Genomic DNA, 23,936 nt, shown 5'->3' with positions numbered 1-23,936 from the left:
GCCGCGTAAATTGCGGGCTCTGCCGCGCGCGCCCGGTTATGCTTGCAGACTCCGCTTCCGAACACCGTCATGCCCGCCCCATTTTTCCTCGCCGACCGCCGCCTGAAGACGAAAATCTTCCTGCTCGCGGTCGTGCCGTTCCTCGCGGCCATTGCCGGCATCGGGATCGGCGTGCGCGAGCAGGCCACGCAGCTCGCGCAAACGCAGCACGCGACCATGCAGAGCGCCTATCTGTCGAGCAAGGAGATCGAGCTGCGTCACTACGTGGAGCTGGCCACGAGCGCCATCGCGCCGCTCTACGCGCCCGAGGGGGAAAGCGCGAGCGCCGCTCTGCCCGTGCCCGCAAGCGAAGCCGAGCGCCAGCGAGCCGCGCTGGCTGTGTTGCAAAAGATGGACTTCGGCCCCGACGGCTATTTCTTCGTCTACGACATGCACGGCCGCTCGCTCATGCATCCGCGCGAGCCCGCGCTCGTCGGCCAGGACCTGTGGAACCTGCGCGATCCGCAAGGCGCGCTCACGATCCAGCAACTGATTGCCGCTGCCCAGCGCGGCGGCGGCTATGTGCGCTACATGTGGCACCGTCCGTCCACGGGCAAGCTCGCGCCCAAGCTCGGCTATGTCGTGCCGCTGCCGCGCTGGGGCTGGATGATCGGCACCGGCATTTATCTCGATGACGTCGACTCGACGCTCGCCCACATCGACGAACGCGCTTCCGCGAATATCCGGCACACCATCCAGTGGCTCGGCGTGATCGCGCTCGCGGGCGTGCTCGTGATCGCGGCCGGCGCGCTCGTGCTCAACGTGAGCGAGCACCGCAGCACCGACGCCAAGCTCAAGCGCCTCGCGCAGCAGGTGGTCGAGTCGCAGGAGCAGGAGCGCGCGCGACTCTCGCGCGAATTGCACGACGGCATCAGCCAGATGCTCGTTTCGGTGAAGCTGCTGCTGGAGTCGGCGCTCGCTCGCTTCGAGCGCGGCGAAACGCGCGTGCCCGCCGCCGAGGCGTCGCTCGCCACCGGCCTCTCGCGGCTTTCCGACACGCTGCGCGAAGTGCGCCGCATCTCGCACGCGCTGCGCCCCTCGATGCTCGACGATCTGGGCCTTGCCGCCGCGCTCGAACAACTCACGCGCGAACTGGCCGAGCAAACGGGCATCGAGATCGCCTTCACGCAAAGCACGCCGAAACCCGCAAGCAGGAAGGCGCAACCGCCCGCGCTGCCCGACGCCGTGAACACCGTGCTCTTTCGCATTGCACAGGAAGCGCTCACCAACATCGTGCGGCACGCGCAGGCGGCGCGCGCCGCGCTCACGCTGGAAGTCGACGCGAACGGCGTGACGCTCGGCATCGCCGACAACGGCCGCGGCTTCGACGTCGCGCACGTGCTGGCCGACCCGCGCGCGGGCCTGGGCTTGCGCAACATGCGCGAGAGGCTGGAGTCGCTGGGCGGGCGCCTCGGCATCGCCTCGCAGCCCGGGCACACGCTCGTCACCGCGTGGGTGCCGGTTGCGTCGAACGCCGCGCGCAAAGCCGCCGCCGTATCGGGAACGCCCATCTAACGATGACGAAAACAAACGTGAACGAATTGACCAGCCCCGGCGCCGCCCCCGCGCGCCTCGTCCTCGTGGACGACCATCCGCTCGTGCGCGACGGCCTGCGCGCCCGGCTCGAAGCCGTGGCGGGTTTCGAGGTCGCGGGCGAAGCCGGCAACGCCGACGAGGCCATCGCGCTCGCGGTGTCGCTCGAACCCGATCTCGTGCTGATGGACGTGGGCATGGCGGGCGTGAACGGCATCGCGCTCGCGGGCATTTTCCATGAGCGCTTTCCGGGCATCCGCGTGTTGATGCTGTCGATGCACGACAACGTCGAATACGTGACCGAGGCCGTGCGCGCGGGCGCGAGCGGCTACGTGCTCAAGGATTCGCCGGCCACCGAGATCATCCGCGCGATCGAGGCGGTGCTGGCCGGACGCACGTATTTCAGCGCGGGTTTGAGCGCGCGCATGATCCAGGCGTCGGCGCGCAGCACGCCTGTGGAACGCCTCACGCCGCGCGAACGGGATATTCTCGACGCGCTCGCGCAAGGGCTGTCGAGCAAGCAGATTGCGCAGCGCGAGGGGCTTTCGGTGCGCACGGTGGAAACGCACCGGCTCAATCTCAAGCGCAAGCTGGAGATCGAAGGCCAGGCGGAGTTGATCAAGTTCGCGGTGGAGCACCGCCGGAAGTGAAGCGGGCGCTCCGGATTACCCGAAGCGCCCGCAACGGCACAATGCGTGTGCAACCACCGGTCAGCGATTGACGATCAGCTACGCGCGTTGTGGTCGACGAGGAACTTGATGAGCCCATCGATGCCGCCCTTCGCGATCTGGTCGGCGAACTGCGTCTGGTAGACCTGGATCAGCCACGCACCCATCATGTTGATGTCGTAAATCTTCCAGCCGTTGGGCGTTTGCGCGAGACGGTAGTCGATGGCGTCGTCGCCGCCGTTGCTGATCACATGCGACTGCACCACGGTGTCCTTCGCGCCCGCAGCCGTGTTCGAGGGCGCGAACTTGAAGGTCACCTGCGTATCGCGAAGCTGCGAGAGCGACGATGCATACGTCTTCACGAGCAGGAGTTGAAATTGCTCATACAGCTTCTGCTGCTGTTCGGGCGTGGCCGTCGCCCAGGGTTTGCCCACGGCGATACGCGTGGTGCGTTTGAAGTCGGTGGCGGGAACGAAATGGGTCTGGACCACCTCGGTGATCTTGTTCATGTCGCCGCCGCGGGCCTGCTGGTCGGCCTGCATCGCCTTCACGGTGCCTTCCACGGCGGCCTTGACGACGGCGTCCGGCGAGGTTTGCGCGAGGGCGGCGCCCGAAACGCCCGTGAAGCAGGCGGCGACAAAAAATGCGGTCAGGTAACGTTTCATACGCTCTTCTGGAACAGTGAAATTCAGGCGCCGGTACAGTGCGGTTCAGTGGGTGCGGGTTCAGTGCATTCACCTGCGCGCCGCGCGAGCGGCTGAGCCAGTATAACGGCTTTGACGCGCACGCTGCCCAGGCGCTGTCCGACGCCTCGAGTACATGAGCCGCGCCGGGACGGGCGGGGCCGGTATACTTGTGCGTTTCGCGTCAAAAAACCTAATTGACAGGGCCCACTCGCCTGTATGCTGAAGCCATTCATCGTTAGCCTCGTCGCCTGGTCGGTGCGCCGCGCGGCGTGGGTGATCACACTTGCGATCGTCCTTGCCGTGCTGTGCGGCGTGTACGTCGCCAGAAATTTCAAGATCAACACCGACGTCAGCGGTCTCGTCGAGAACACGGCTCAATGGGCCGCATTGAGCGAAGCCAAGGACAAGGCGTTCCCGCAGCGCGCAAGCTCGCTGCTCGTGGTGGTCGAGGCCGACGCGCCCGAATTCGCCGACGCCGCCGCCGACAAGCTCGCGCAGGCGCTCAAGGCCGACTCGCGCGAATTCAGCGCCGTCTCGCAGCCTGCGGGCGGCCCGTTCTTCCAGCACAACGGTCTGCTCTTTCCGTCCACGGCCACCGTGCTCTCGACCACAGGGCAGCTCGTGCAGGCGCGCCCGCTCGTGAACCAGCTCGCGAAGGATCCGAGCCTCGCGGGCCTGGCCGGCACGCTCACGACCACGTTGCAACTGCCGCTCACGATCGGCCAGATCAAATTGCCGCAAATGGCCAATCTGCTCGGCAGCGCCGCCAGCGTCGTCGATGAGGTGCTGGCCGGCAAGCCCGCTGCGTTCTCGTGGCGCGCGCTCGTCGACAAGGACGCGGCCACCAGGCCCGCGTTCGCGTTCATTACCGTGCAGCCGGTGCTCAACTTCGGCGCGCTCAAGGCGGGCGCGAACGCCTCGGAGGCGATCCGCGCGACCGCCGCCTCGCTTCATCTCGACGCCGAATTCGGCGCGCGCGTGCGCCTCACGGGCGAACAGCCGCTCGCCGACGACGAGTTCGCCTCGGTGCAGGACGGCGCCGCGCTCAATGGCGTGATCACGATCATCGTCGTGCTCGCCATCCTGTGGCTCGCGCTGCGCTCGGGCAAGCTGATCGGGGCGACGCTCATCACGCTCGTGATCGGCCTTCTCATCACGGCGGCGCTCGGCCTCCTGATGATCGGCTCGTTCAACATGCTCTCGGTCGCGTTCATGGTGCTGTTCGTGGGGCTGGGCGTCGATTTCGGGGTGCAGTTCGGCGTGAAGTATCGCGAGGAGCGCTTTCAGGACGCGCGGCTCGACGCCGCGCTGCTCAAGACCGCGCGCACCATCGGCGTGCCGCTCACGCTCGCGGCCATCGCCGTGGCCGAAAGTTTCTTCTCCTTCCTGCCGACCGCCTACAAGGGGCTGTCGGAACTCGGGCAGATCGCGGGCGTCGGCATGTTCGTGGCGTACATCTGCAACATGACGGTGCTGCCGGCGCTCATCCGCGTGTTTAAACCGAAGGGCGAGCGCGCGTCGCCCGGTTTCGCGTTCCTCGCGCCGGTCGACGCATGGCTCGCGGGGCATCGCAAGCCGGTGCTGCTGACCACGCTCGTCATCGTGCTGGGCGCGACGCCCTTGCTGCTGCATCTGCGCTTCGACTTCAATCCGCTGCATTTGAAGGATCCGCATACCGAGTCGATGGCGACGCTGCTCGCGCTCAAGAACTCGCCCGTCATTTCGATCAACGACGTGAGCGTGCTCGCGCCGTCGCTCGAAGAAGCCGACAAGATCGCCGCGCGGCTCTCGAAGCTGCCGGAAGTGGCGCGTGCAACGACGCTCAGCTCGCTCATTCCCGACGATCAGCAGCAAAAGCTCATGCTGATTTCGAGCGCCGCGCAGCAGCTTCTGCCCGCGCTCACGCAGCAGCCGTCCACACCCGTGACCGACGAAGTGCGCGTGCAAACGCTCAAGCGCGCGGCCAACCAGCTTTCGCTCGCCGCGAGCGACCATCCGGGGCCGGGCGCGGCGCAGGCGCAGCATCTGTCCGATTCGCTCAACAAGCTCGCGAGCGCGAGTCCTGAGACGCGCGACCATGCGGAAAAGGCGTTCGGCCTCACGCTCAAGCTGGCGTTCGCGCAGCTAGAGCGTCTCTTGCAGCCCTCGGAAATCACGCGCGAAAACCTGCCGCCGGAGATGGTGCGCGACTGGGTGGCGCCGAATGGCAACGCGATCGTGGACATCGCGCCGCGCGTGCCGCCGGGCGTCGACTCCAACGACGACGTGATGCTCGCGCGCTTCGCCCACGCGGTGAAGGCGGCGGAGCCGAACGCGATCGGCGGCCCGATCTCGATCCTGCACTCGGCGAACGTGATCATCCTCGCGTTCTTCCAGGCGGCGGCGTGGTCGGTGCTGCTCATCACGGCGCTCCTCTGGATCACGCTGCGCAACTTCGGCGACGTGCTGCGCACGCTGATTCCTTTGCTGGTGTCGGCGCTCGTGACGCTCGAACTGTGCGTCGTCTTCGGGATTCAGCTAAATTTCGCGAACATCATCGCGCTTCCGCTCATGCTCGGCGTCGGCGTGGCGTTCAAGATCTATTTCGTGATGGCCTGGCGCGCGGGGCAAACCGGCCTGCTGCATTCGAGCCTCACGCACGCGGTGCTCTTTTCGGCCGCGACCACGGCAACGGCGTTCGGGAGCCTGTGGCTCTCGCATCATCCGGGCACCTCGAGCATGGGCAAGCTGCTCGCACTGTCCTTGTTCTGTACGCTGATAGGCGCCGTGGTGTTCCAGCCGGTGCTGATGGGCAAGCCGCGCGCCAGACGTATGAGTTCGGAAATTCAGGGGATCGACCAATGAAGAAGAATCAAGCCGCCCTCACCATGGCGGCAGCCGGCCTGGCGCTCCTCGTGACGTCCGGTTGCGCGACGGGCCCCGAGCGCAAACCGGGCGACCCGTTCGAGCCAGCGAATCGCGCGATTTTCAAGTTCAACGACAAGCTCGACACCTACGTTGCGCAGCCGATCGCCAAGGGCTACCAGAAGGTGACGCCGCAGCCGCTGCGCCAGGCGATCACGAACTTTTTCTCGAACATCGGCGACGCCGACAACTTCGCCAACAACCTGCTGCAACTGAAGATCACCGACGCCGTCGAGGATCTCATGCGCATCGCGATGAATACGACCTTCGGTCTGGGCGGCCTGATCGACTTCGCAACGGCGGCGGGGCTGCCCAAGCATCACCAGGACTTCGGCCTCACGATGGGCCACTACGGGGTGCCGGCCGGTCCGTATCTCGTGCTGCCGCTGTTCGGACCGAGTTCGGTGCGCGACGGCATCGGCATGGGCGTGGATGTGAAGTTCAACGTCATCAACTACTTCGAGCCGGCCGTTCGCAACCCGATGTATATCGCGCAGTTCGTCAGCGCGCGCGCGGACCTGCTTGGCGCGACCGACCTGCTCAAGCAGGCGGCGCTCGATCCGTATTCGTTCGTGCGCGACGCGTATCGCCAGCAGCGCGAATCTCTGATCCGCGCGGGACGCGGCAACAATGCGGCGCTGCCCAATTACGGCGAGCCGGGCGGCGAAGCGACGCCCAACGAGAACGGCGCGCCCAATTACGAGGATCCGGGCGAGTCGGGCGGTGCGGGCGGTTCGGGCGGCGGCGGGGGCACCGGCGGTTCCGGCGCTTCGAACAATGGTCTGCCGAATTACGAGGATCCGGGCGAGGGAAGCGCGGCGGGCGCCGCCGGGGCCGCTGCCGCGAGCGGCGCGGCGACGACGGGGGCGGCAGCGGCTGGCGCGGGGCCGGGTGCCGCTGCGGCGGCGGGTACGGCTGGCGTGGCGGCGGCCGCTTCAGCACCGGCTACGGCATCGGCGCCGGTCGCGGCTTCGGCTGCTGCGCCGGCGAAGCCGGCTTCCGCGCCTTGAATTTGATATGGCGGGCGGCTGAGTCGTCGTGTGGGGTTGCGCTTAGGTGGAAAAAACCGTCGGCCTGCGGGAAGGGGCTTCTGACGCCTCATCCCGACTTCATTCCGCTTGCGGCGCAACACCGGCTGGCAAAGGCGTCCCCGCATGCTTCGCAGCGGCAATCGCCGCCGGCGGCAATGGCGGCGGCGTAGTGGCCGCGGCCCTGGCGCCAGCCGTCGCACCAGCCGCCGCGAAGATGCGCGTGGGCAAGGTGAAGTGCCGCAGCTTCAGCACGTCGAGCGGGCCCGCGCCCGCCTCGCTGCGCAACTGGACCTTCAGCTCAATGCCCTGGCTCGCATCCGGGCTCCACGTCAGCAGGTAACGGGCGTTGTCCTGCTGCGAGACCTTCGCGCGCTCCAGCAGCCGCACGACCCCGAAACGCCCTCGTGCGTCGAGCGCAGAGCGCAGCCCGCCCTGCGTGGTATGCCATTCGACATGGGACAGGTTTTCGAGCGACTGGCCCGGCCACTCGAACGGCACCCATTCCTCCTGCTGATTGAAGTAGTCGAGCTTGCCCCCCGGCAGCACGATCCTCATGTCGGTGATGCCCGGCGTCGCGACGCCGCGCAGATCGAACCGGACATGCGCGTCGCCGGACGGGAACAGCACCGTAGACACGCGCATCAGCCGGTTCAGGCTATCGAGGAAGCCGGGGTCGAGCCGCAGTGCGTCCTGCTGCGCACCGTGATCCGCGCCCTGAGCCGCCACCCAATGGTCTCCCTGACGCTCGACGACACCGGCTAGCTGCGTCGCGACGAACTGGGCGATCACGCCGTTGTCGGGCCGCATGAAGCGCGCCATTTCCGGCAGCGATGCATCGTTCTCCGAATCCGCGAACGGGTAGCGGCCGCCAAAGGACTGGTTCCAGTCGGCCAGGATCGACGTGCGCCAGATTTCGTTCAGGCTCGCCGCCGCCGGCTTCACCACGGCCCGCCACGTCTGGTCCAGCGGCGCCTGCAGCAACTGCCCAAAGCCCGCCCACTGCTCGCCCAGGCTCGCGGCCACGCGGCTCGCGTAGTCGCGGCTGTCCGCGATATCCGACGTCTTGCCTTGCAGCACCGACTGGGCCGCAATTCTCGACATGGCGTCGGTGTCGGCACTGTTGACCATCTGCGCGATCTTTAACCGCATAGCCGTCACGCGCTCCAGATACCGGGCGAGGCTCAGGTCGCCGGTGGCCGCCGGTTGCGCGGCCTTGCCGCCCTGCGCAGGCGCGGCGCTGACCAGGTCGCTGCCGGTCAGCCGAAGGATGGGCCCGAACGTCACGGCAAGCGGTGCGAGCTGGGGCTGCGAGCGCTTCGACGGATCCGGCTCGCCGCCGCCAACCAGTTGCTGCGCCTTGCTGATCAGCGTGTCGGAGAGCGATTGCGTACTCGCGCCGGCGCCGGCCTGATACGCGATGGTGTTCATGAGCGCGACCAGCGGCGAGCGCTGCGGGTCGGCCAGCAGCGTGAGCTGGTCGGCCGTTGCCGGCAATGTGGACGCCGGCTGCCAGCGCAGGCTGTTGAGGAACAGCGCCCATGCGCGCCCGTAGTCGTCGAAATATCGCTGACGCAGTTCGGCCTTGAGCGTCGAGGGCACCCGCCCCTCCGGCTTCACATCCGAGAGCACCCAGTCGCTGGCAATATCGCCCTGCTCGCTGGCCTCGTCGATGGCCTTCGAGATGCGCTCGTCCCACGCCGCGCGCGTAAAAATGCCGGGGATTGTCTGCGTCGTATTGAACAGGCCCCGCCCGGAGGTATCGCCCAGCAGCGTGGCCAGCGAGACGGGCGGATACTTCGGCCTCGCGTCGTCGAGAATCTGCTGGTAGATCGCGTCGGTCGAATTCTGGATGCCGCGCACCCCGATGACGGTCTGCCGGGTGGCCGCGACGAGACCGCTGTCCGGCACGATCGCAAGCGCAGTCCCGTTCGACGGTGCCTGGCGCCCCAGATGGCTGGCGAGGAAACCGATTGTGTGCGCGCGCAGATCCTCCCACGTGCCCGATGTCACCCGCGAATCCAGCGGACGCGCAGGCGCCGCCGTCGCGACAAGCTGCGGAGTCAGGAACGATGCGGCGGCACGCTGCGGCTTCGCGAGCATCAGATAGGCCTTGAGCGTGTCGTAAGCGGCCTGCGCCTGGGTGTTGCCGCCGCTTGCGATCTCGGCGTCGGACATGGAGGCGAGCTGGCGCAGGCGGTCTTCCAGCTTCTGCCGGATCGGGCCGACCAGGATGCGGCCCGCGGCGTCCTCGTAGCCCGGCCACAGCGCGTCGAGCAGCACGCGGTCGCGGTTCAGGCCAAAGCGCGAGGTCCACGGCGCGCCGTCGCGCTGGCGTGTCTCGAGTGTGTCGATCTGCCGGTCGAGCTGGTCCAGCGTCTGCATTGCCTGCGTGGGGGCCGGGTTGCCCGACAGCCTGGCGAGCGTGTCCCTGGCCGCGCCGATCGTTGCGCGGTTCGTGAATCCCGATACCATCGTGCCGGCCATCCAGAGGCCCACCGCTGCCGTGGCAATCCACGCCGCGGTGGTCGAAAGCGAGAAGCCCACACGGCGGCCATGAACCGTGCGGCTGTGATCGGCAACGGTTTGCCAGATCGAGCGGTGCCGCGCCTCGGGCTGTTCCTCTTCTTCGGGAGTCTTTTTGAGGTTGGCCCGCGGATCCACGTCCCTGTCCTTGAAGAGCGGCGCGAACAGCAGCCCGTGCACGGCATGCTGCCAGTAGCGCGATTGGGCGGTCTGCATGACGAGCCCCGACAGCGCACTTTCCATCCTCTCGATGTGTTGCGACAGCTCGGCGGGGTAGCGGTCAGCCCAATCCGCAATCAGGCGCACGACGCCGGCATCCGCGAGATTGCGGGCGAGCCGTTGCAGCGAGGCGCTGATTTCGCCGGCATGGGTCCGCGTGTTTGACCACGTGAAGCCGATGGCCTCGTCGGGCCCCGAAGGCTCGGTGCCGAAATCGGTGACGTTGAGCAGGTACACGGGTGCGGCCCAGCGCAGGGCACGGGCGTGGCGGGCGAGACGTTGCGAGAGCGCTTCGGTGTCGAACGGCGAGCTGGCCGAATTGCGGTTGCGCGTCACCGCCACGATGGCGTCGACCGGACGACGCCGGCGCAGACGACGGATCTGGTCGAGCCACTGCGTGTCGAGTGTGCTGCCGGTCTGCTTCGCGTAGAGCAGCACTGCATCTGCGGTGATCGCGTAACCGGTGTCGGTCAGCCCCGGCGCAATCCGTTTCACCAGGGGCTCGTCGCCGGCGAGGAGGATCCAGCGGTCGCGGTAAGGCCAGTGCCAGCGCGAACCGTGCCGGTCCTTGATTGCATCCGGCAGGGAAAGCGATGATTCGGTGACGCTCCCGGCGTTGCAAGCGCCCTTTTGGGTGTCATATTGCAATAGCCATTGTGTTGCCCGCATCGACGCGATCCAGAGCAGGATGGCTTCAAAAAACTTCGCAAAAAGAAAGGACAGCAGCATGCCTGCGAGAAGCGCAAGCTCAAAAATGACTAGCCGTTCCAGACTCCATCGGTGTTCTTGCGCGATGATCAACGTCGCAATAGCAACAATCAGAAACAGGATGGCAAATGCGATGCCGATAAAAAGTGCTGCGGGCCGTTGTTTGTTTTCGCTCATGTCTGCTTCCTGCAGATCAGTGCAGTCAGGACATTACCTTCCTGCGTGACCACGAGTTGAGGTTCATCCGTAACTGCGGCGTGCGCGACTGCCAGGGTCGTAGCTAACCACGCGCGCGCAACACCAGCATCTCCGACCGTTGTGTCCAGATCCACGATTTCCATCGAGCGACCAAAACGACAGGACGAACGAATTGTCCGGATCGAATCCTCTGCGAGCCCAGTGCGCCAGGTCGTTCCGATCCTGTCGAACGCCGCCCCTCCCCAACGAGCAGCAAGCTGCAATGTCTTAACTGCATCCGTTGACGAACTTTTCGCCGGGCGGTGCAGGTGCACCGAAGAGGTCTGGCCCAAGCGTCGTGCCATGGAAGGACTTGCTACAAGCAAAATGCTTCCTGCTTCAGCCACACCGTTCGCCAGAACCTCGCTTGTCACTTTGCGCAATTGCAGGGCGACCAGCAGACTGATTGCGTCAGAACGACATTCGTCAAACCATTCATCCGCTCGAAATAAGGGGAGTTCAGCGTCTGGCTCATTTATCTCCACACCCGGTGCGCGCCGGCTCTCGTTGAGAAGCGAAAGCAGGCGTTCCCTGACGGTCAGGGGATCCAGCAATGAATCGATACAAAGGTCGACCTTCACCGAAGCCCGTCTCGGGAGTGCGAGAAGCTGAGGGGCGATACCGTTCACCAACTGGCTGAGTAACCAGTCACAGACTCCTGTTTGACGTGCGTGCTCCGTCAGTGCGTTCCCTGCATGAAATTGTCGATCCGGGACATCCAGCCATCGCGCGATAACATCAGTGTTAGGCTTGGCCACACTCGGAACAGGACGTAACTTTGTCCTTTTATCCAGCAGAGAATCGATCGAATTCTCCTCCTCTGTGGAACTGAATCTCCATACATGCCCCAGCACGGCAATGGGCTGGCTTGAAGATTCATGGCACTGTGCTTCGACTCGATCGCTAGTTTTGTTCGTCGCCAATGCGGAATTAACCCGTCCGTATATATATGCGAGCCGACCACTCAACATAAAGGCCCACGCCAGGATGGGGAATCCAACTGAACAGAACCAGAACAGCGCACTGTCTGGTTTGCCGGCAGGCCAGACGAAAACGGCGAAGATTGTGCAACCGAGGATCATGAGGCAAAGCAGCAGCGCCCACCCCACAATTGAAGGGCGGGTGACGTCTGGGACAATGACCTTCGGCGGAACGCGCATAAAATCGACAGGCATCGTTTAGCCGACTTGAGCACCGTCCGAGGACGCGATCAGAACGCTACCGCACTGTGTTGCGTCGCCATCTCTTGCCAGCGGTACGCCAGCGTCGGTAAGACGACCACACCCCTCTATGATCTCGTTATCACCGTGGATTGGACAGGATACGAGAGTTCCCACCTTTGCAGCTCGGCGCCCCTTTACGGTAATCCTGTCAGATCCAGAAAGGACGACTCCACCGTGACTCGTATGATCGCCTTCATAGGCTAGCTTTTTCATTCTCTCTATTCCCGTTTAATTCATGGATCTCATGTGACGCCAATTTGCGATGCACCCGAACCTTGATCCATAAGTTTGATTCGACTAGTTGACACCGACTCTCTTCACGCAGTCTGTTCGAATCCACTTGCGCAAAACGTGGCCGCTTTTTTCCGAATACTCCACATGAGTAAATCCGGAATTATTGGATTCAACTACCGTGACGATGTCACCTCTAACGAGATACATTCTCGTTTTTGCATCGACGTTTGGACGATCATAAAGCCATGCTCTGTCTACGCTTACCCCAAGCCGCTCGCCGTTTAGTTGTGTTGACTTTACAGCGGACTCTGTCAATTTAGACTCAATATATGCAGCCTGCGAGTTCGCCTTCTCAATTTTGAGTTGTCCTGCAATCGCGAGGTAACTTTTTCGATTAGCGTCACCAAGCGGATCGCACGCCATCACATTGGAAATGCCCATGTTGCTGGTAATCACATCGCGAAGCTTCAGGTGGACGCTAGAATTTAAGAATTCTTTCCACAATTCGTCGGCACCGGATGTCGTCCTCTCCGTCATTTCCGACGTGCGATCAACGCTCGCATCTATCCACCTATCACCTTTCGAGCTCCACCCTCCGCCGCATATTTCTCCCGTTTGCATCGTAACAATACAACCGGTAGTCGCTTCAACAACCGGACAATACTCCCTCCCCTCAACGCGTGGCTTCTCACCCGCGTTTTCCAACGTTCCTTGTCGGACGACCTGCAATACAAAAAAATTGCCAGAAACGGAAATGTTCCTTTGATCCAAATCCTCAAATACAATTCCGCCGTGTTCTGTCAAATTTTCTTCCGAGAATAGCTGAAGACGCTGACGGTCCTTGCCGATGAAACTCGCCTTACTCCAACCCTCTCCGAAGCGATTCTTCATCTCTCCAGTCAAAGGAACATCAAGTTCGATTGACTGCCCCCCTGGTAGGGATACCTGCATCCCATAAGTCATCTCTGAAAAAACTGCAATAACGAAACATAACGACACAAGGCCGAAGATAAATTTCCTTATGGCAAGAAATGAATTAGTGACTTTCATGATAGCCTGCTCGTCAAGTGTGCAAATCTGGAATGACAATCGTTCATGCGCCTATGCTCCCCGTAGTAAGAAAGTATCTCCGATTCGTAGGCTGCATGAGAGTCGCCCCACGTAGACGGGTCTTTTTTTACGGTGGGATGAGCGTGAAAGAAGACATCCAAAGCTTTCCCCACGTCTTTCACGACATTACCTGGACGATTAACGTGTTGGTCGAGAGCAGTCGCGTGGCCAAGATCGGTCCAAAAATAGTCGGCGATCGAATGAATGTAGCCAACAGGAACGAGGGTACAGACTAAGCGTAATCGATCCACGAAGTCCTTGACTTGCTTATCTTGAAATTCATCATCCACAATTGCGTGAGCAATAACCGCTAGTGGTTTGTGTCTAATGTTTTTACCGAATGTCACCTGGCTACAGCCTTCCCTCATCTTTGCGTGCAATTGATCGCCGGTTATCTTTACGCCACCTGTGATTTCGGAATCCTGATAGTACATTTTTGTACGATCATCCATTTCAACTGTCCACCCGCATTGCGCAAAAAGGCGCTGATACCCTGCTTCATTGTCAGCTCTAAACTCAGCAACCTGTACCGGGAATTCACCTTCTCCTGTTGGGCTAACCGTCTTTTGACAGGCACCCGCGGTAAGGATTTCGCTGTCATATGCCTGAACACCGTCAACATTCCCTTCGTTCTGGGACATTGCCGCGAGTATGCGATGTTCACTCTCTGTCATTCGACCACTATCAAGGAACCGCTGCATAGCAGGTGAGTTCTCCAATGAGAGACTACCTTTATAGATCGGACCATAGTGAACTATCTGCCCATTCCAGCGCGTAACCTTGAAGTCGTTTTGTAAGCAACATCCACAGTTACAGGTGTCTGATTTTTGAAAATTTGCCACCAATGCAATCGGATGAATATGAAAGACACCGGGGTCCGGCAAGCCCTGCACGCCTGACCTGGCCTCGTCCCACCAGACGAGTTTAGCGATGCGCTTCTTCTCCTCTTCGTGCTCGGGTTGGGGTCCGGTGTGCTCCTCAATGGCACTCACCAATTCCTGCCATTTCGCCGGATTGGCCCATTCACTTTCGTGCTTCGGAATCAAGCGCGATGCGCTGAACGCGACCCACGGAAACTCGCTGCCCTGTGGGTTCTGGGCGACGCCACGAAGCTCTTCTACTGCGTGAACCCCATCCCCCTTCGGGTAGAGGGAATGGTAGATTGCGGACATGAGGGGGCTCAGTTTGCTGACCGAACCGAGATCAGGCGCACCACTGCCCGTGGCGTAGTTTACGTAATCGCTCGTGCTCGCAAAGATCGTGTGCGTCGGGTCGTGGTCCTCATCATGGTATTCAAAGTCCACCCAGCTTTGAGAAAACTCTCGGGTTACACGGCCGCCTTGGAAGTTCTGCTCTCGGACCCAACCCGTGATGGCTTTACGCTGAACATCTGCGCTGTCGACTTTCCACCATCGCCGCTTCTGCCCATCGGTACCTGCCGCCGTTTCGGTGAAAAGGTGTGCCGCGTCCTGCGGCAATGTCGCGAACCCATAGGTCTGGACGACGTCAGTTGTCTTGGCGTCCGAGCCCGGTTGTCCATGCTCCGGAGCGAGACTGACCCCCTTGCCGACGCGCAGGATGGATGGGTCCGCCGGCAATCCAAGTTGGCTCCACTGGTTCGGGTTCGCGCCGTCGGCGTCGACCCAGGTCCGCCCAGCATCGATGAACTGCTTGATGCTCTCGTCGCAGATCACCTCGATGTGCACCATGCGCGTCGACGTTGAATCTCGCAACGAGTCGTAACGTCCGGGGTAACCCAGCACATCGTCCGCTTTGACCTTGAGGCGCTGAGCCTCAGGTACAACGTTCACACAGTCGAATGACGAATCAGGCAGGACGGCCTGCACGACCGGGCCAGTGTGGCCGCTTTCTTTGCCGAGGAAGATCCACCCACCCTTTGCGGCACTTGGAGGCACGAACGCCCCGGCCGTTGGGGGATAAAGGAATTCCGGGTCGTCTGCAATTTGCCCCCAGTCGCCGTCACGGCTGGAAAGGCTTACCTTTGTACCCTGCGGGAGGATTCCGATTGGCGTCCCGTGCCCCTTGGATGCACGAACGCGCAATCCAACCTGATCGCCCGGTGCAGCTTGTCCGTTAGCCGCAGCCTTCGGGCGGTCCACAGTGTTCTGTGTTACTTCGTATTTTGGAGACCAGTAGAGCGGCCAGGGTATGGTCGAATCCGCTTGATAGGCAGCGTAATCCTGAAGGTGCATATACAGGCTAAAGAAGACGAGCTTGGTCCCACGTGGAAATTCCATCGTGTGTTCCACCAGTACAAAGCCCGTGCTGTACGGCGCACTGATTTCTGGGCGTCCATTCTGAGCAGGAATGGTACTCACGGGATAAGCCCGGTTCAGGCGCCATGCCACTACCTCGCCATCGGCGAGGCAGCGCACGCCTCCCTTGAAGTCCAGCGACTGGCCGGCACCCGCTTCGCTGATATGGATGCCGCCGTGCCACATGCCGCTGTCCGTTACTGCGAAGGTACCTGCCGGCTCTCGTTTCAGGAGCACGTACCAGTCGTGTTCATTCATTGCATCGGCCGTCGAGCTGCCACTTCCCTGCTGCGGCTTCTTGCGAAACGGGAAAGAGAACGCCAACTGCTTGAGGGGCGGCGGCGGCGGGGGCGGTGGATTACTGTTTGCCATGAGAATTCCTATTCAGAGAACCCGAAACCTAAATTGCCCTTCACGTCCTTCGGCACCGAATTCGTCCAGCTCGGGAACGAGAAGTTACCTCCAGCAGGTCCGTCCACTTTCAGATTGCCCTTCGCATCGATCTGGTCGCTTGGACTCGCCAGCTCGATCCGACCGTTCGCAATCCTGATATATGCACCCGCCCCATCGCCGAGCGTAATTCCCTTTGACCCGGTGATTGATATCTCGTCAGTTGATGAGCTGATTTTCACGCCTTTGTGCGCGAGCATTTCCAGCGCGTCCTCTTGCGCCTGAATCTGCACCTTCCCCTTGGCAAAAATGCGAATGCCCAGCTTCGCTGCAAATAGAGAAATCGCTTCGCCCGCGGCAATTGCGATACGCTTCATGACGCCAATGTCGAGTCCTTCGCCGGCGGTGAAGAATAGCTGCCTTTGCGCGGCAAACAAGGCGTCGCTTCCACTGGAAATCCCAACCCCGTCGGGTGCAGTGGCAACGATTGCAGATTTTTTGAGCTGCGTCAGATTTTGTTCGACGAGCGCACGTTGTTTTTCGATTTCGGCAAGCAATGCTTTTGCGGCGTTGGCACTTTCGTTGAGCGATCTCAAGATATCCTCGGATTGCTTGAAAGTCGTATCAGCGTTCTGCATGGCAAGCTGCTGGCCCGCCGCTGCCGGCTGAGCTTCTGCGGAAACAAGTACCCCCTTCGCACCACGCACCGCAACGCGCTCATCCGACCTTAGCTCCGCCCCCCGCCCCCGCTCCTTGCGATCGACATCGACCATGTGCCCCAGATTCAGCTCGCTGGTCTGGAACGGCGTCGTCAGATGGATGTGCTCAATCCCCTCCTTGTCCTCCATCCGCATTTCATTCTGCGCCGCCGTGCGAATGAGATTGCGCGTGTTGTTGAGGTTGTTGACCAGATCCGGATGCAGGCTGTCGTGCATCGCGCCGATCATGATGGGACGATTAGGGTCGCCCCCAGTAAATTCGAGCGCAACCTCGGCGGAATCGATCAGCGGGAAATGGTGGCCGTAGTTGTCGCCGCTGTAGGGCTTCGCAAAGCGTACCGGCCGGCTCGTGCCGCCCGGACTCCACTCGTCGAGATCGAAAGGCAGCTTGATGACGTACCAGCCCTGCTCTGTCAGATACGCATATTTGTAATTCCCGGGCGACGTGACGCGGGCCGGCAGGATACCGGGGATAACCGGCTTTTCGATCGACGAGAGGGGCGTTCTCCAGACCGTGTCAGAAGGAATGCCCTCGAACTTAACGCGGTACGACTTGTTGCGCGCGCCGTGCGAGCGCACCGACGTGATGAAGATCCCATGCTTCGCATCGACCTGCACCGGGTCGACCAGCATGACTTCGCCGGCCTCAAGCCAGAACGGATTGGCAGTGCCAATAAAACTGATCTGGCCTGCCAGCCAGGCCTCGTGCCGCAGCCGGGCAATGGTCCTGCCTTCTTCGGGGGTTTCGTAATGCTCGCCCCAGTGATAATCGACGGCATTCGTGGTCGTGTCGTCGCGCGCGGCGTTTTCCTCGACAAGCAGCGACACGTCGGCCTGCCGATGGTTGTAGTCGTGCAGCCGCACCGAGGCGGGCACGCGCTTCGTTCGCCGCCTCAGCGTCTTGATCGAGTCGGCGCCGACGCTCTCAAGGCCCGACTCGCGACGATACGGCACAGTACGCTGCTTGCGCGCGTAGGCATCGAGATCGTCGCCGAACACCACTACCGCATAGTCCTTTTTTTGCTCCCAGCGGAACCAGATGCCTTCTTCCGCGCAGATACGCTGGATAAACCTGAAAGTCGTTTCGTGGTACTGAGTGATGTACTCGTGACGTTTGTACTTCCGGCGAAGCTTGAACACAAAATCGACGCCGGCCCGGTAGCCATAATGCCGCAGCGTGTCGGTGATGATCTCCTCAACCGACTGTTTCTGGAAAAGGCGGCTCGTTACCCCGCGGTCGAGGTCCGCCAGTTTCGGTTCGAGCACGGCGCGATAGCGCGTCTCGTCGGCAGACGTGTCGATTTCGTCAAACTTCGTGATGATGCCGTGGATGGTGTACGCAGGCGGCTTCTTGCTGAACTTCGCCGCGTTCTCGCCATACATGCGGTGCAGGTTGGGCATCTCCGGATCGATCGGGTCGATCACGAATCGCGCAGGACGCCCGAGCACCTGATCCATCGGGATTCCTGCCTTCGGGCTCGTGAATTCAATCGCGTATCCATATAACTGGCTGATCCGGTCGATGCCAGTGAAATTCAGGACCGAGAACGGCGCGGGATGCGGCGCCAGTTTCAATTCATAAGCCTGCAACGGCATGACCATCGACATCGGACACCCTCCTCGAAACACGAACACAACGGCAAGGCCGGCGCGTGCTGCGGTCCCCCGGCGGGTCATGCAGCGACCGGCAGATCAGCTCCTGGCGTACGGCATCTGCGACACGAGCGACAGCCCGGTATGCATGCACTCGACCTCTTTTTATTGCAGCCGTCCATTAGACCGGTTTCCATTCCGACGTCAAAGTAAGTACAGCAATTATTGGCACAGTTAATTATGGTTTTTTGTTAAATGCCGATTTTTTATGACCTGACGCGTGAATACCGCATCCTATGAAACAAGGCTGAAACCACCGATCTACAGCGTTTTTTTGATGATCGTCAGTTTTGTTAGTTATGCGTAACATTTTAAGATAATTGATTTGCATATTCCTAATGTCGAACAGGAACCCAAGTTAATTCTGAAATTGCTTTTGATGAATCAGAACGTATGCAGATCAAATTGCGGCGTTTGAAATCATTCCCACGGACATAGCGCCGCCCGGTCTCGCGCGCAAGGGCCCAACAACCTGGAGGGGTCAGTTTATTGAGGAATGCCTGGTGGCCGACGGCGTGGTCTGATACCTGTCAGTCGATGCCCGCATGAATGCATTCGAGCCGTCGAGCAGGTTCCGCGGGCGGGAACGACCGCATGAAGGCAACGCCTGCGCAAGGCGTCGCCCATTGCGAATCTAATCGAATTACCCCGAAAGCGTCACCAAGGGAAAAACGCGCCCGTCGCCGCCAGCACCTGCCGCGCTGCACTCAACGACTGGCGCGCCGCTTTTGCATCCGCGGCCACGCGCAACAGGCCGCCCAATTGCGCCGGGTCGCGCGCCAGTTCGCGCAGGACGGGGAGCACAGCCGTCGTGCCGTCGTCGCGCAAGCCGGCCATCGCCGCTTTCGGCAGGCTGCGCCAGGCCGGATCGACGATCGCGCGGCACACGGCGAACGGCACGCCATGCGCGGCGGCAGCCGCCGCGGCCAGATGCGATTCCATGTCGACGGCGAGCGCCCCGCACACGCCGAACAGCGCCGCTTTGTCCGCCGCGCCGGTGAGCGGCGCGGCCACGGCGGCCTCCACGCCGCGCCGGGTTTTCGCGGCGAGCGGCGAGGCCATCAGCGCGTCGGCCATGCGGGCGCTCCAGGCGGGATCGGTCGCGACGCGTCCGAACGGCCCTTCGATCGCCTCCGCGATTACCAGGGTGCCCGGCTCGAGGTCGGGCGCAAGACCGCCCGCCGTGCCAAAGCTGACGATGCCCGCCGCGCCGTCCCTGAGCGCCGCCGCGAGCGCGCTCTGCAGCAGATCGGCGCGCGCGGCGTAGACGGCGCGCACGCCGTCCTGGCCTTTGCCCGCGGCAATGCCCGCCTCAAAGGCCATGCCCGCCACCGCGAGCACGGGCAACGCGCGCGCCTTGACGCCAGCGGCCGCGCTCACAAACCGACCGCGACGCGCGTCACGCCCGCGCGCTTGAGGTTGCGGTAGCGCGCAAGCGCCCAAAGCGGGAAGAACTTGCGATAGCCGTGATAACGCAGATAGAACACGCGCGGAAAACCCGTGGCCGTGAAACGCGTTTCGTCCCAAAGGCCATGGTCCTGCTGTGCGTTCTGCAGATATTCGATGCCGCGCGCGACCGCCGGATGATCGACCGCGCCCGCGGCCATCAGGCCGAGCAGGGCCCAGGCCGTTTGCGAAGCGGTGCTCGTGGCGCGCTCGTAGCCGCGATATTCGAGCTTGTAGCTCGTGCCGTCTTCGCCCCAGCCGCCGTCGTCGTTCTGGATCTGCACGAGCCACTGCACCGCGCGCTTCATGCGCGGGTCGTCGTGCGCGAGGCCGGCCGCGTTCAGCGCGCACAGCGCCGTCCACGTGCCGTAGATGTAGTTCATGCCCCAGCGGCCGTACCAGCTTCCATCGGCTTCCTGCTCTTCGAGCAGGTAGTTGTACGCACGGCGCGCGTGCTCGCTCGCGGCCGGCAGTTCGCCGAGCTGCGCGAGCATCGAAAGGCAGCGGCCCGAAACGTCGGCGGTCGGCGGATCGAGCAGCGCGCCGTGGTCCGAGAACGGGATGTTGTTCAGGTAGTACTGCGTATTTTCCGGCTCGAACGCGCCCCAGCCGCCGTTGCTGCTCTGCATGCCGACCACCCATTCGCGCGCGCGCTCGATCGGTGCGTCGTAAGCGTTGGTGTTGTGGAGTTTGTCCACGCGATCCATCGCGGCCACGACTACAGCCGTATCGTCGACGTCAGGGTAGTGCGGGTTCGCGTACTGGAACGCCCAGCCGCCCGGGCGCACCGCCGGACGACGCGAGATCCAGTCGCCGCGCACATCGAGAATCTGCAGCGGACGCAGCCATTCCAGGCCGCGGCGCGCGGCTTCCTCGGCGCGCGCGTCGCCGGTCTCCAGCAACGCATGCGCCGCGAGCGACGTGTCCCACACCGGCGAAAGGCACGGCTGGACATACGCTTCTTCGGTGTGGACCGTCACCAGCTTTTCGAGCGACTGGCGTGCGATGGCGCGATTCGGATGATCGGCGGGATAGCCGAGCACGTCGTACATCATCACGGCGTTAGCCATGGCCGGGAAGATCGCGCCAAGGCCGTCCTCGCCGTTCAGGCGTTCGTCCACGAACGTCACCGCGGCGTCGATCGCGCGCTGGCGCAGGTAGTTCGGGAAGAGCGGATCGGTTACGCGCAGCACGCCGTCCACGGTGCGGAAGAAGCCGAACCAGCCCTTGCTCTGATGCGGCGAGCGGGCATTCAGGCCCACGCTCACCGGCGCGCCGCGGAACAGTTCGTCGATGCGCACGCCGCGCGGGTTGCGCGCCACCGGGCGCTTCGCGCCCAGCACGAGCAGCGGCACGATCACGGTGCGCGCCCAGTACGACACCTTCGAAAGATGGAACGGGAACCACTGCGGCAGCAACGTGATTTCGACAGGCATCATCGGGACTGCGTACCATGTCACCACGCCAAAGAGCGCAAGCAGGATGCGCGTGAACACGTTGACCTGCTCCGCGCCGCCCGCCGCGAGAATTGCCTCGCGCGCGCGCACCATGTGCTCGGCGTCTTCGGCGTCGCCGATCATCTTGAGTGCGAAGTAAGCCTTCACGCTCGCGCTCACGTCCATGGCGCCGTCGGTGAAGAGCGGCCAGCCGCCTTCCGGAAGCTGGATGCGGCGCAGGTAGCGCGCGATCTTCTGTTCGAGTTCGAGGTTCGCTTCTTCGCCGAGGTAATGCACGAGCAGCACGTATTCGGCGGGGATCGTGGCGTCCGCCTCGAGTTCGTAGACCCAATGGCCATCGGCGCGCTGGTCGGCGAGGATCGCGTCGGTCGCGCGCGCCACGGCGGCGTCGAGCGATGCGAGCGGCGCGGCAACGTGTGCGGCCGCCTCGTCGGCGAACGTGGGAGCGGGCGTCGCCACGGCCGGCGCGTTGGCGACGTCGGCGCCGGTGACGCGGCTGGCGAGTTCTTCGGTCGCTGTGGCTTGGGATAAATCGTTCATCTACGTTCCAAATTTTCGGTCAGGAGCAGCTCGGCGGCCTTGCGGCCCGAGCGGATCGCTCCTTCGATCGTCGCGGGCAGACCGGTAGCCGTCCAGTCGCCTGCAAGCATCATATTGTTCCAGCGCGTGCGCGTCGCGGGGCGACGCCATTCCTCGTCGGGCACCGCGGCGAAGGTCGCGCGCGCGTCGGCGCACACGCGCCATGCGGGCAGCGGCTCGAGCGGCAGCGAGGCCGCCTCGGCCACGTCGGCCCACACGCGGCGCGCGATCTCCTCGGGATCGAGGTCGAGCATGCCATGCGCGTCGTGGACGGTCGCCGAAAGCCGCCCTTCGGCCGCGCACAGCCAGTGGGCCACGCCGTTGACGAGCGCCATCGGCGCGACGAGGCCCGGTGGTGCGGGCACCGCGTAGTGCACCGTGACGATTGCGGTGTGGCGCTGCGGCGTCTGCAGCGCCGGCACGAGCGCCGCGGCGGCCGCGCCGGGCACGGCCAGCACCACCGCCTCGTCGGGCGCGAGCGTGATACGCCCGTCCGGAAAATCGAGTGCGGCGACGCGGGCCGCCGAATCGTCGTACACGATCTCCCTGAGCGGCGAATCCAGGCGGATCGCCGCGCCGCCGTGCTGCAGCATGCGCAAGGCCGGATCGATGAACGCGCTGGAAAGCCCTCCGCGCGCCGACAGCGGCCGGAACGACTCGCCGCCCGCCGTAAGCGACTCGCGCAGCATCGCGCCCGCCAGTTCGGCGCTGCCCACGCGCGGCTCGACGTTGAGCGCCGTGAGAAAGAACGGATGCAGCAGCCGGTCCCACAGCGCACCTTCGCAGCGCATGGTCTGCGCCATCGTGCGGCCAGGCTTGGCGAACAGCAGCGGCAGCAGCCCCAAATAGTCGGCGGCGCGCGTACCCGGCACGCGCGAGCGCGAATCGCCGATCCAGAACGGCATACGTGAGCGCGAGAAGCGCACCGTCCAGCGCGAGCGCGCGGCGATATCCATGAACGCGAAGCCCGGCTCGGTGGGGCCGGCGAGCGCGTCGCCGGCGCCGATCGTGCGCACGTATTCGAGCGTGCGCGCATGTCCCGCCAGCACCAGATGATTGCCCGTATCGAGCGTCGCCGAAAGCGAGCGGTCGTAGTACGAGCGGCAGCGTCCGCCTGCCTGGCCAGCGGCCTCGTAGAGCGCCACCTGCACGCCGCGCCGCTGAAGCCGCACGGCCGTCGCGAGGCCCGCGAGCCCCGCGCCGATGACGTGGACTAGCCGAGGCATCAGAACAGCGCGTAGCGCGCGACGATCCACATCAGCCGCGCGCGCGGCTTGTTGATTTTCGTGCGCGGCAGGTCAAAGCCGCGTTCCACGGTGCGTTCGAGCAACACACGGTAAACGCCCGACATGATGCGCGGCGCTTTCACCTGTGCGCGCGGCGCGGCGTCCATGATCGCATCGGCCTGCGCGAAGTGCGCGCGGGCGCGTTGCACGAGCGGCTCGCACACGCGCGGCAGCGACGGTTCGGCGGCGATCGCGTGCGGATCGGCCGCCGCGATTCCTTCGCGCGCGAGCAATTCGCGCGGCAGGTAGCAACGGTTGATGTCCGCGTCTTCGTCGATGTCGCGCAGGATGTTGGTGAGCTGCAACGCGCGCCCCAGATGGTGCGACAGCAAGCGGCCCGGCTCTTCCTGCATCCCGAAAATTCTCACCGACAGCCGACCCGCCGCGCTCGCCACGCGGTCGCAGTACAGGTCGAGCGTGTCTTCGTCGGGCGCGCAGATGTCCTCGGCGGCGTCCATGGCCATGCCGTCGATCATCGCGTGGAAGTCCTCGCGCCGGAGCCCGAACGTATGGATATGGCGCGTGAGCGCCGCGAGCGAGGGGCGCGGCGTGCCGGCATAGCACGCGTCGATGTCGGCGCGCCATTGGTCGAGCCCCGCGGCGCGCTCGGCGCGCGGCAGGTCGCTGTCCGCGATGTCGTCGACAGCGCGGCAAAAGGCGTAGACCTGATACATGGCGTCGCGCTGCGCGGGAGGCAGGATCCGCATCGCCAGATAAAACGAGCTACCCGACGAAGCGGCGGCGGCGTCGGTTTGTTGTGTATCGTCCACGACGAGATTGGAAACAGCCAAGACGATCTCCGCTGGGGGCGCCCTCGACGGGCGTTCGAACTCTATTCGGGCCCGCGTTGCCGCGGGTCGCCCGCGCGCGCGGACACGCGCGAGGCACCCGACCCTAAAATTACTCGCCAGCAGGCGGGCAAGGCCGGAAACGGGCAAAAGTATAGCAATCTTTGGATCGGCCCGCGCAGGGGCGCCGCAGCCGGGACAACGGCGCGCAGCCCCGAAGCACGGGG

At 63.5% G+C, this 23,936-nt stretch carries 15 protein-coding genes; 4 read left to right on the top strand and 11 right to left on the bottom strand.

Annotation, left to right across the window (positions count from 1 at the left end; translation table 11 throughout):
* Positions 1-69: 69 nt before the first annotated feature.
* Together U5768_RS13435 and U5768_RS13430 are read left to right on the top strand one after the other, a co-directional pair.
* Entirely contained in the window at positions 70-1,554 is a 1,485-nt protein-coding gene (locus U5768_RS13435; RefSeq protein ID WP_322030890.1) for a cache domain-containing protein, read from the top strand.
* A 26-nt stretch (positions 1,555-1,580) separates the two neighbouring features.
* Complete coding sequence (locus U5768_RS13430; protein ID WP_322031180.1) at positions 1,581-2,222, top strand: response regulator transcription factor; 642 nt, start codon at positions 1,581-1,583, stop codon at positions 2,220-2,222.
* Positions 2,223-2,296: 74 nt separating this feature from the next.
* Here the strand turns inward: U5768_RS13430 and U5768_RS13425 are convergent, their stop codons facing one another.
* Positions 2,297-2,905: an ABC transporter substrate-binding protein gene (locus U5768_RS13425; RefSeq protein WP_322030889.1), complete on the bottom strand. Its 609-nt coding sequence runs from the start codon at positions 2,903-2,905 to the stop codon at positions 2,297-2,299.
* Positions 2,906-3,142: 237 nt separating this feature from the next.
* Between U5768_RS13425 and U5768_RS13420 the strand changes: the two genes are divergently transcribed.
* Both U5768_RS13420 and U5768_RS13415 read left to right on the top strand, forming a co-directional pair.
* Positions 3,143-5,770, top strand: coding sequence for an MMPL family transporter (locus tag U5768_RS13420; protein WP_322030888.1), 2,628 nt, complete (start codon positions 3,143-3,145; stop codon positions 5,768-5,770).
* Positions 5,767-6,840 carry a VacJ family lipoprotein gene (locus U5768_RS13415; RefSeq protein ID WP_322030887.1) on the top strand — a complete coding sequence of 358 codons (1,074 nt, stop codon included), beginning with the start codon at positions 5,767-5,769 and terminating at the stop codon, positions 6,838-6,840. Before U5768_RS13420 ends, U5768_RS13415 begins: the two co-directional genes overlap by 4 nt.
* Before the next feature lie 99 nt (positions 6,841-6,939).
* Here the strand turns inward: U5768_RS13415 and U5768_RS13410 are convergent, their stop codons facing one another.
* The 10 genes from U5768_RS13410 to hpnD form a co-directional block, all read right to left on the bottom strand.
* Entirely contained in the window at positions 6,940-10,488 is a 3,549-nt protein-coding gene (locus U5768_RS13410; protein WP_322030886.1) for an ImcF-related family protein, read from the bottom strand.
* Positions 10,485-11,723 carry a hypothetical protein gene (locus tag U5768_RS13405; RefSeq protein ID WP_322030885.1) on the bottom strand — a complete coding sequence of 413 codons (1,239 nt, stop codon included), beginning with the start codon at positions 11,721-11,723 and terminating at the stop codon, positions 10,485-10,487. Before U5768_RS13405 ends, U5768_RS13410 begins: the two co-directional genes overlap by 4 nt.
* A gap of 3 nt (positions 11,724-11,726) precedes the next feature.
* Positions 11,727-11,984 carry a PAAR domain-containing protein gene (locus U5768_RS13400; protein WP_322030884.1) on the bottom strand — a complete coding sequence of 86 codons (258 nt, stop codon included), beginning with the start codon at positions 11,982-11,984 and terminating at the stop codon, positions 11,727-11,729.
* Positions 11,985-12,068: 84 nt separating this feature from the next.
* The gene (locus tag U5768_RS13395; protein ID WP_322030883.1) at positions 12,069-13,055 is read right to left on the bottom strand and encodes a hypothetical protein; all 987 of its coding nucleotides are present in this window, start codon (positions 13,053-13,055) and stop codon (positions 12,069-12,071) included.
* Positions 13,052-15,763, bottom strand: coding sequence for a hypothetical protein (locus tag U5768_RS13390; protein ID WP_322030882.1), 2,712 nt, complete (start codon positions 15,761-15,763; stop codon positions 13,052-13,054). The genes U5768_RS13395 and U5768_RS13390 overlap by 4 nt, the downstream gene beginning before the upstream one ends.
* Before the next feature lie 8 nt (positions 15,764-15,771).
* On the bottom strand, positions 15,772-18,108 hold the full coding sequence (locus tag U5768_RS13385) for a type VI secretion system tip protein VgrG (protein WP_322030881.1): 2,337 nt from the start codon (positions 18,106-18,108) through the stop codon (positions 15,772-15,774).
* Positions 18,109-18,810: 702 nt separating this feature from the next.
* Entirely contained in the window at positions 18,811-19,533 is a 723-nt protein-coding gene (locus U5768_RS13380; RefSeq protein ID WP_415913896.1) for a phosphorylase, read from the bottom strand.
* Complete coding sequence (gene shc, locus U5768_RS13375; protein WP_322030880.1) at positions 19,530-21,596, bottom strand: squalene--hopene cyclase; 2,067 nt, start codon at positions 21,594-21,596, stop codon at positions 19,530-19,532. The genes U5768_RS13380 and shc overlap by 4 nt, the downstream gene beginning before the upstream one ends.
* Positions 21,593-22,861, bottom strand: coding sequence for a hydroxysqualene dehydroxylase HpnE (gene hpnE, locus U5768_RS13370; RefSeq protein ID WP_322030879.1), 1,269 nt, complete (start codon positions 22,859-22,861; stop codon positions 21,593-21,595). Before hpnE ends, shc begins: the two co-directional genes overlap by 4 nt.
* A complete protein-coding gene (gene hpnD / locus U5768_RS13365; protein WP_322030878.1) occupies positions 22,861-23,712 on the bottom strand; it encodes a presqualene diphosphate synthase HpnD in 852 nt (283 codons plus the stop codon). Before hpnD ends, hpnE begins: the two co-directional genes overlap by 1 nt.
* Between the last annotated feature and the right edge of the window lie 224 nt (positions 23,713-23,936).

The organism is Paraburkholderia sp. J76, assembly GCF_905220295.1.
In the GTDB taxonomy this organism is placed as follows: domain Bacteria; phylum Pseudomonadota; class Gammaproteobacteria; order Burkholderiales; family Burkholderiaceae; genus Paraburkholderia.
The sequence above is the reverse complement of the archived record's forward strand: the minus strand, read 5'-3'. Positions and strand labels throughout refer to the sequence as shown.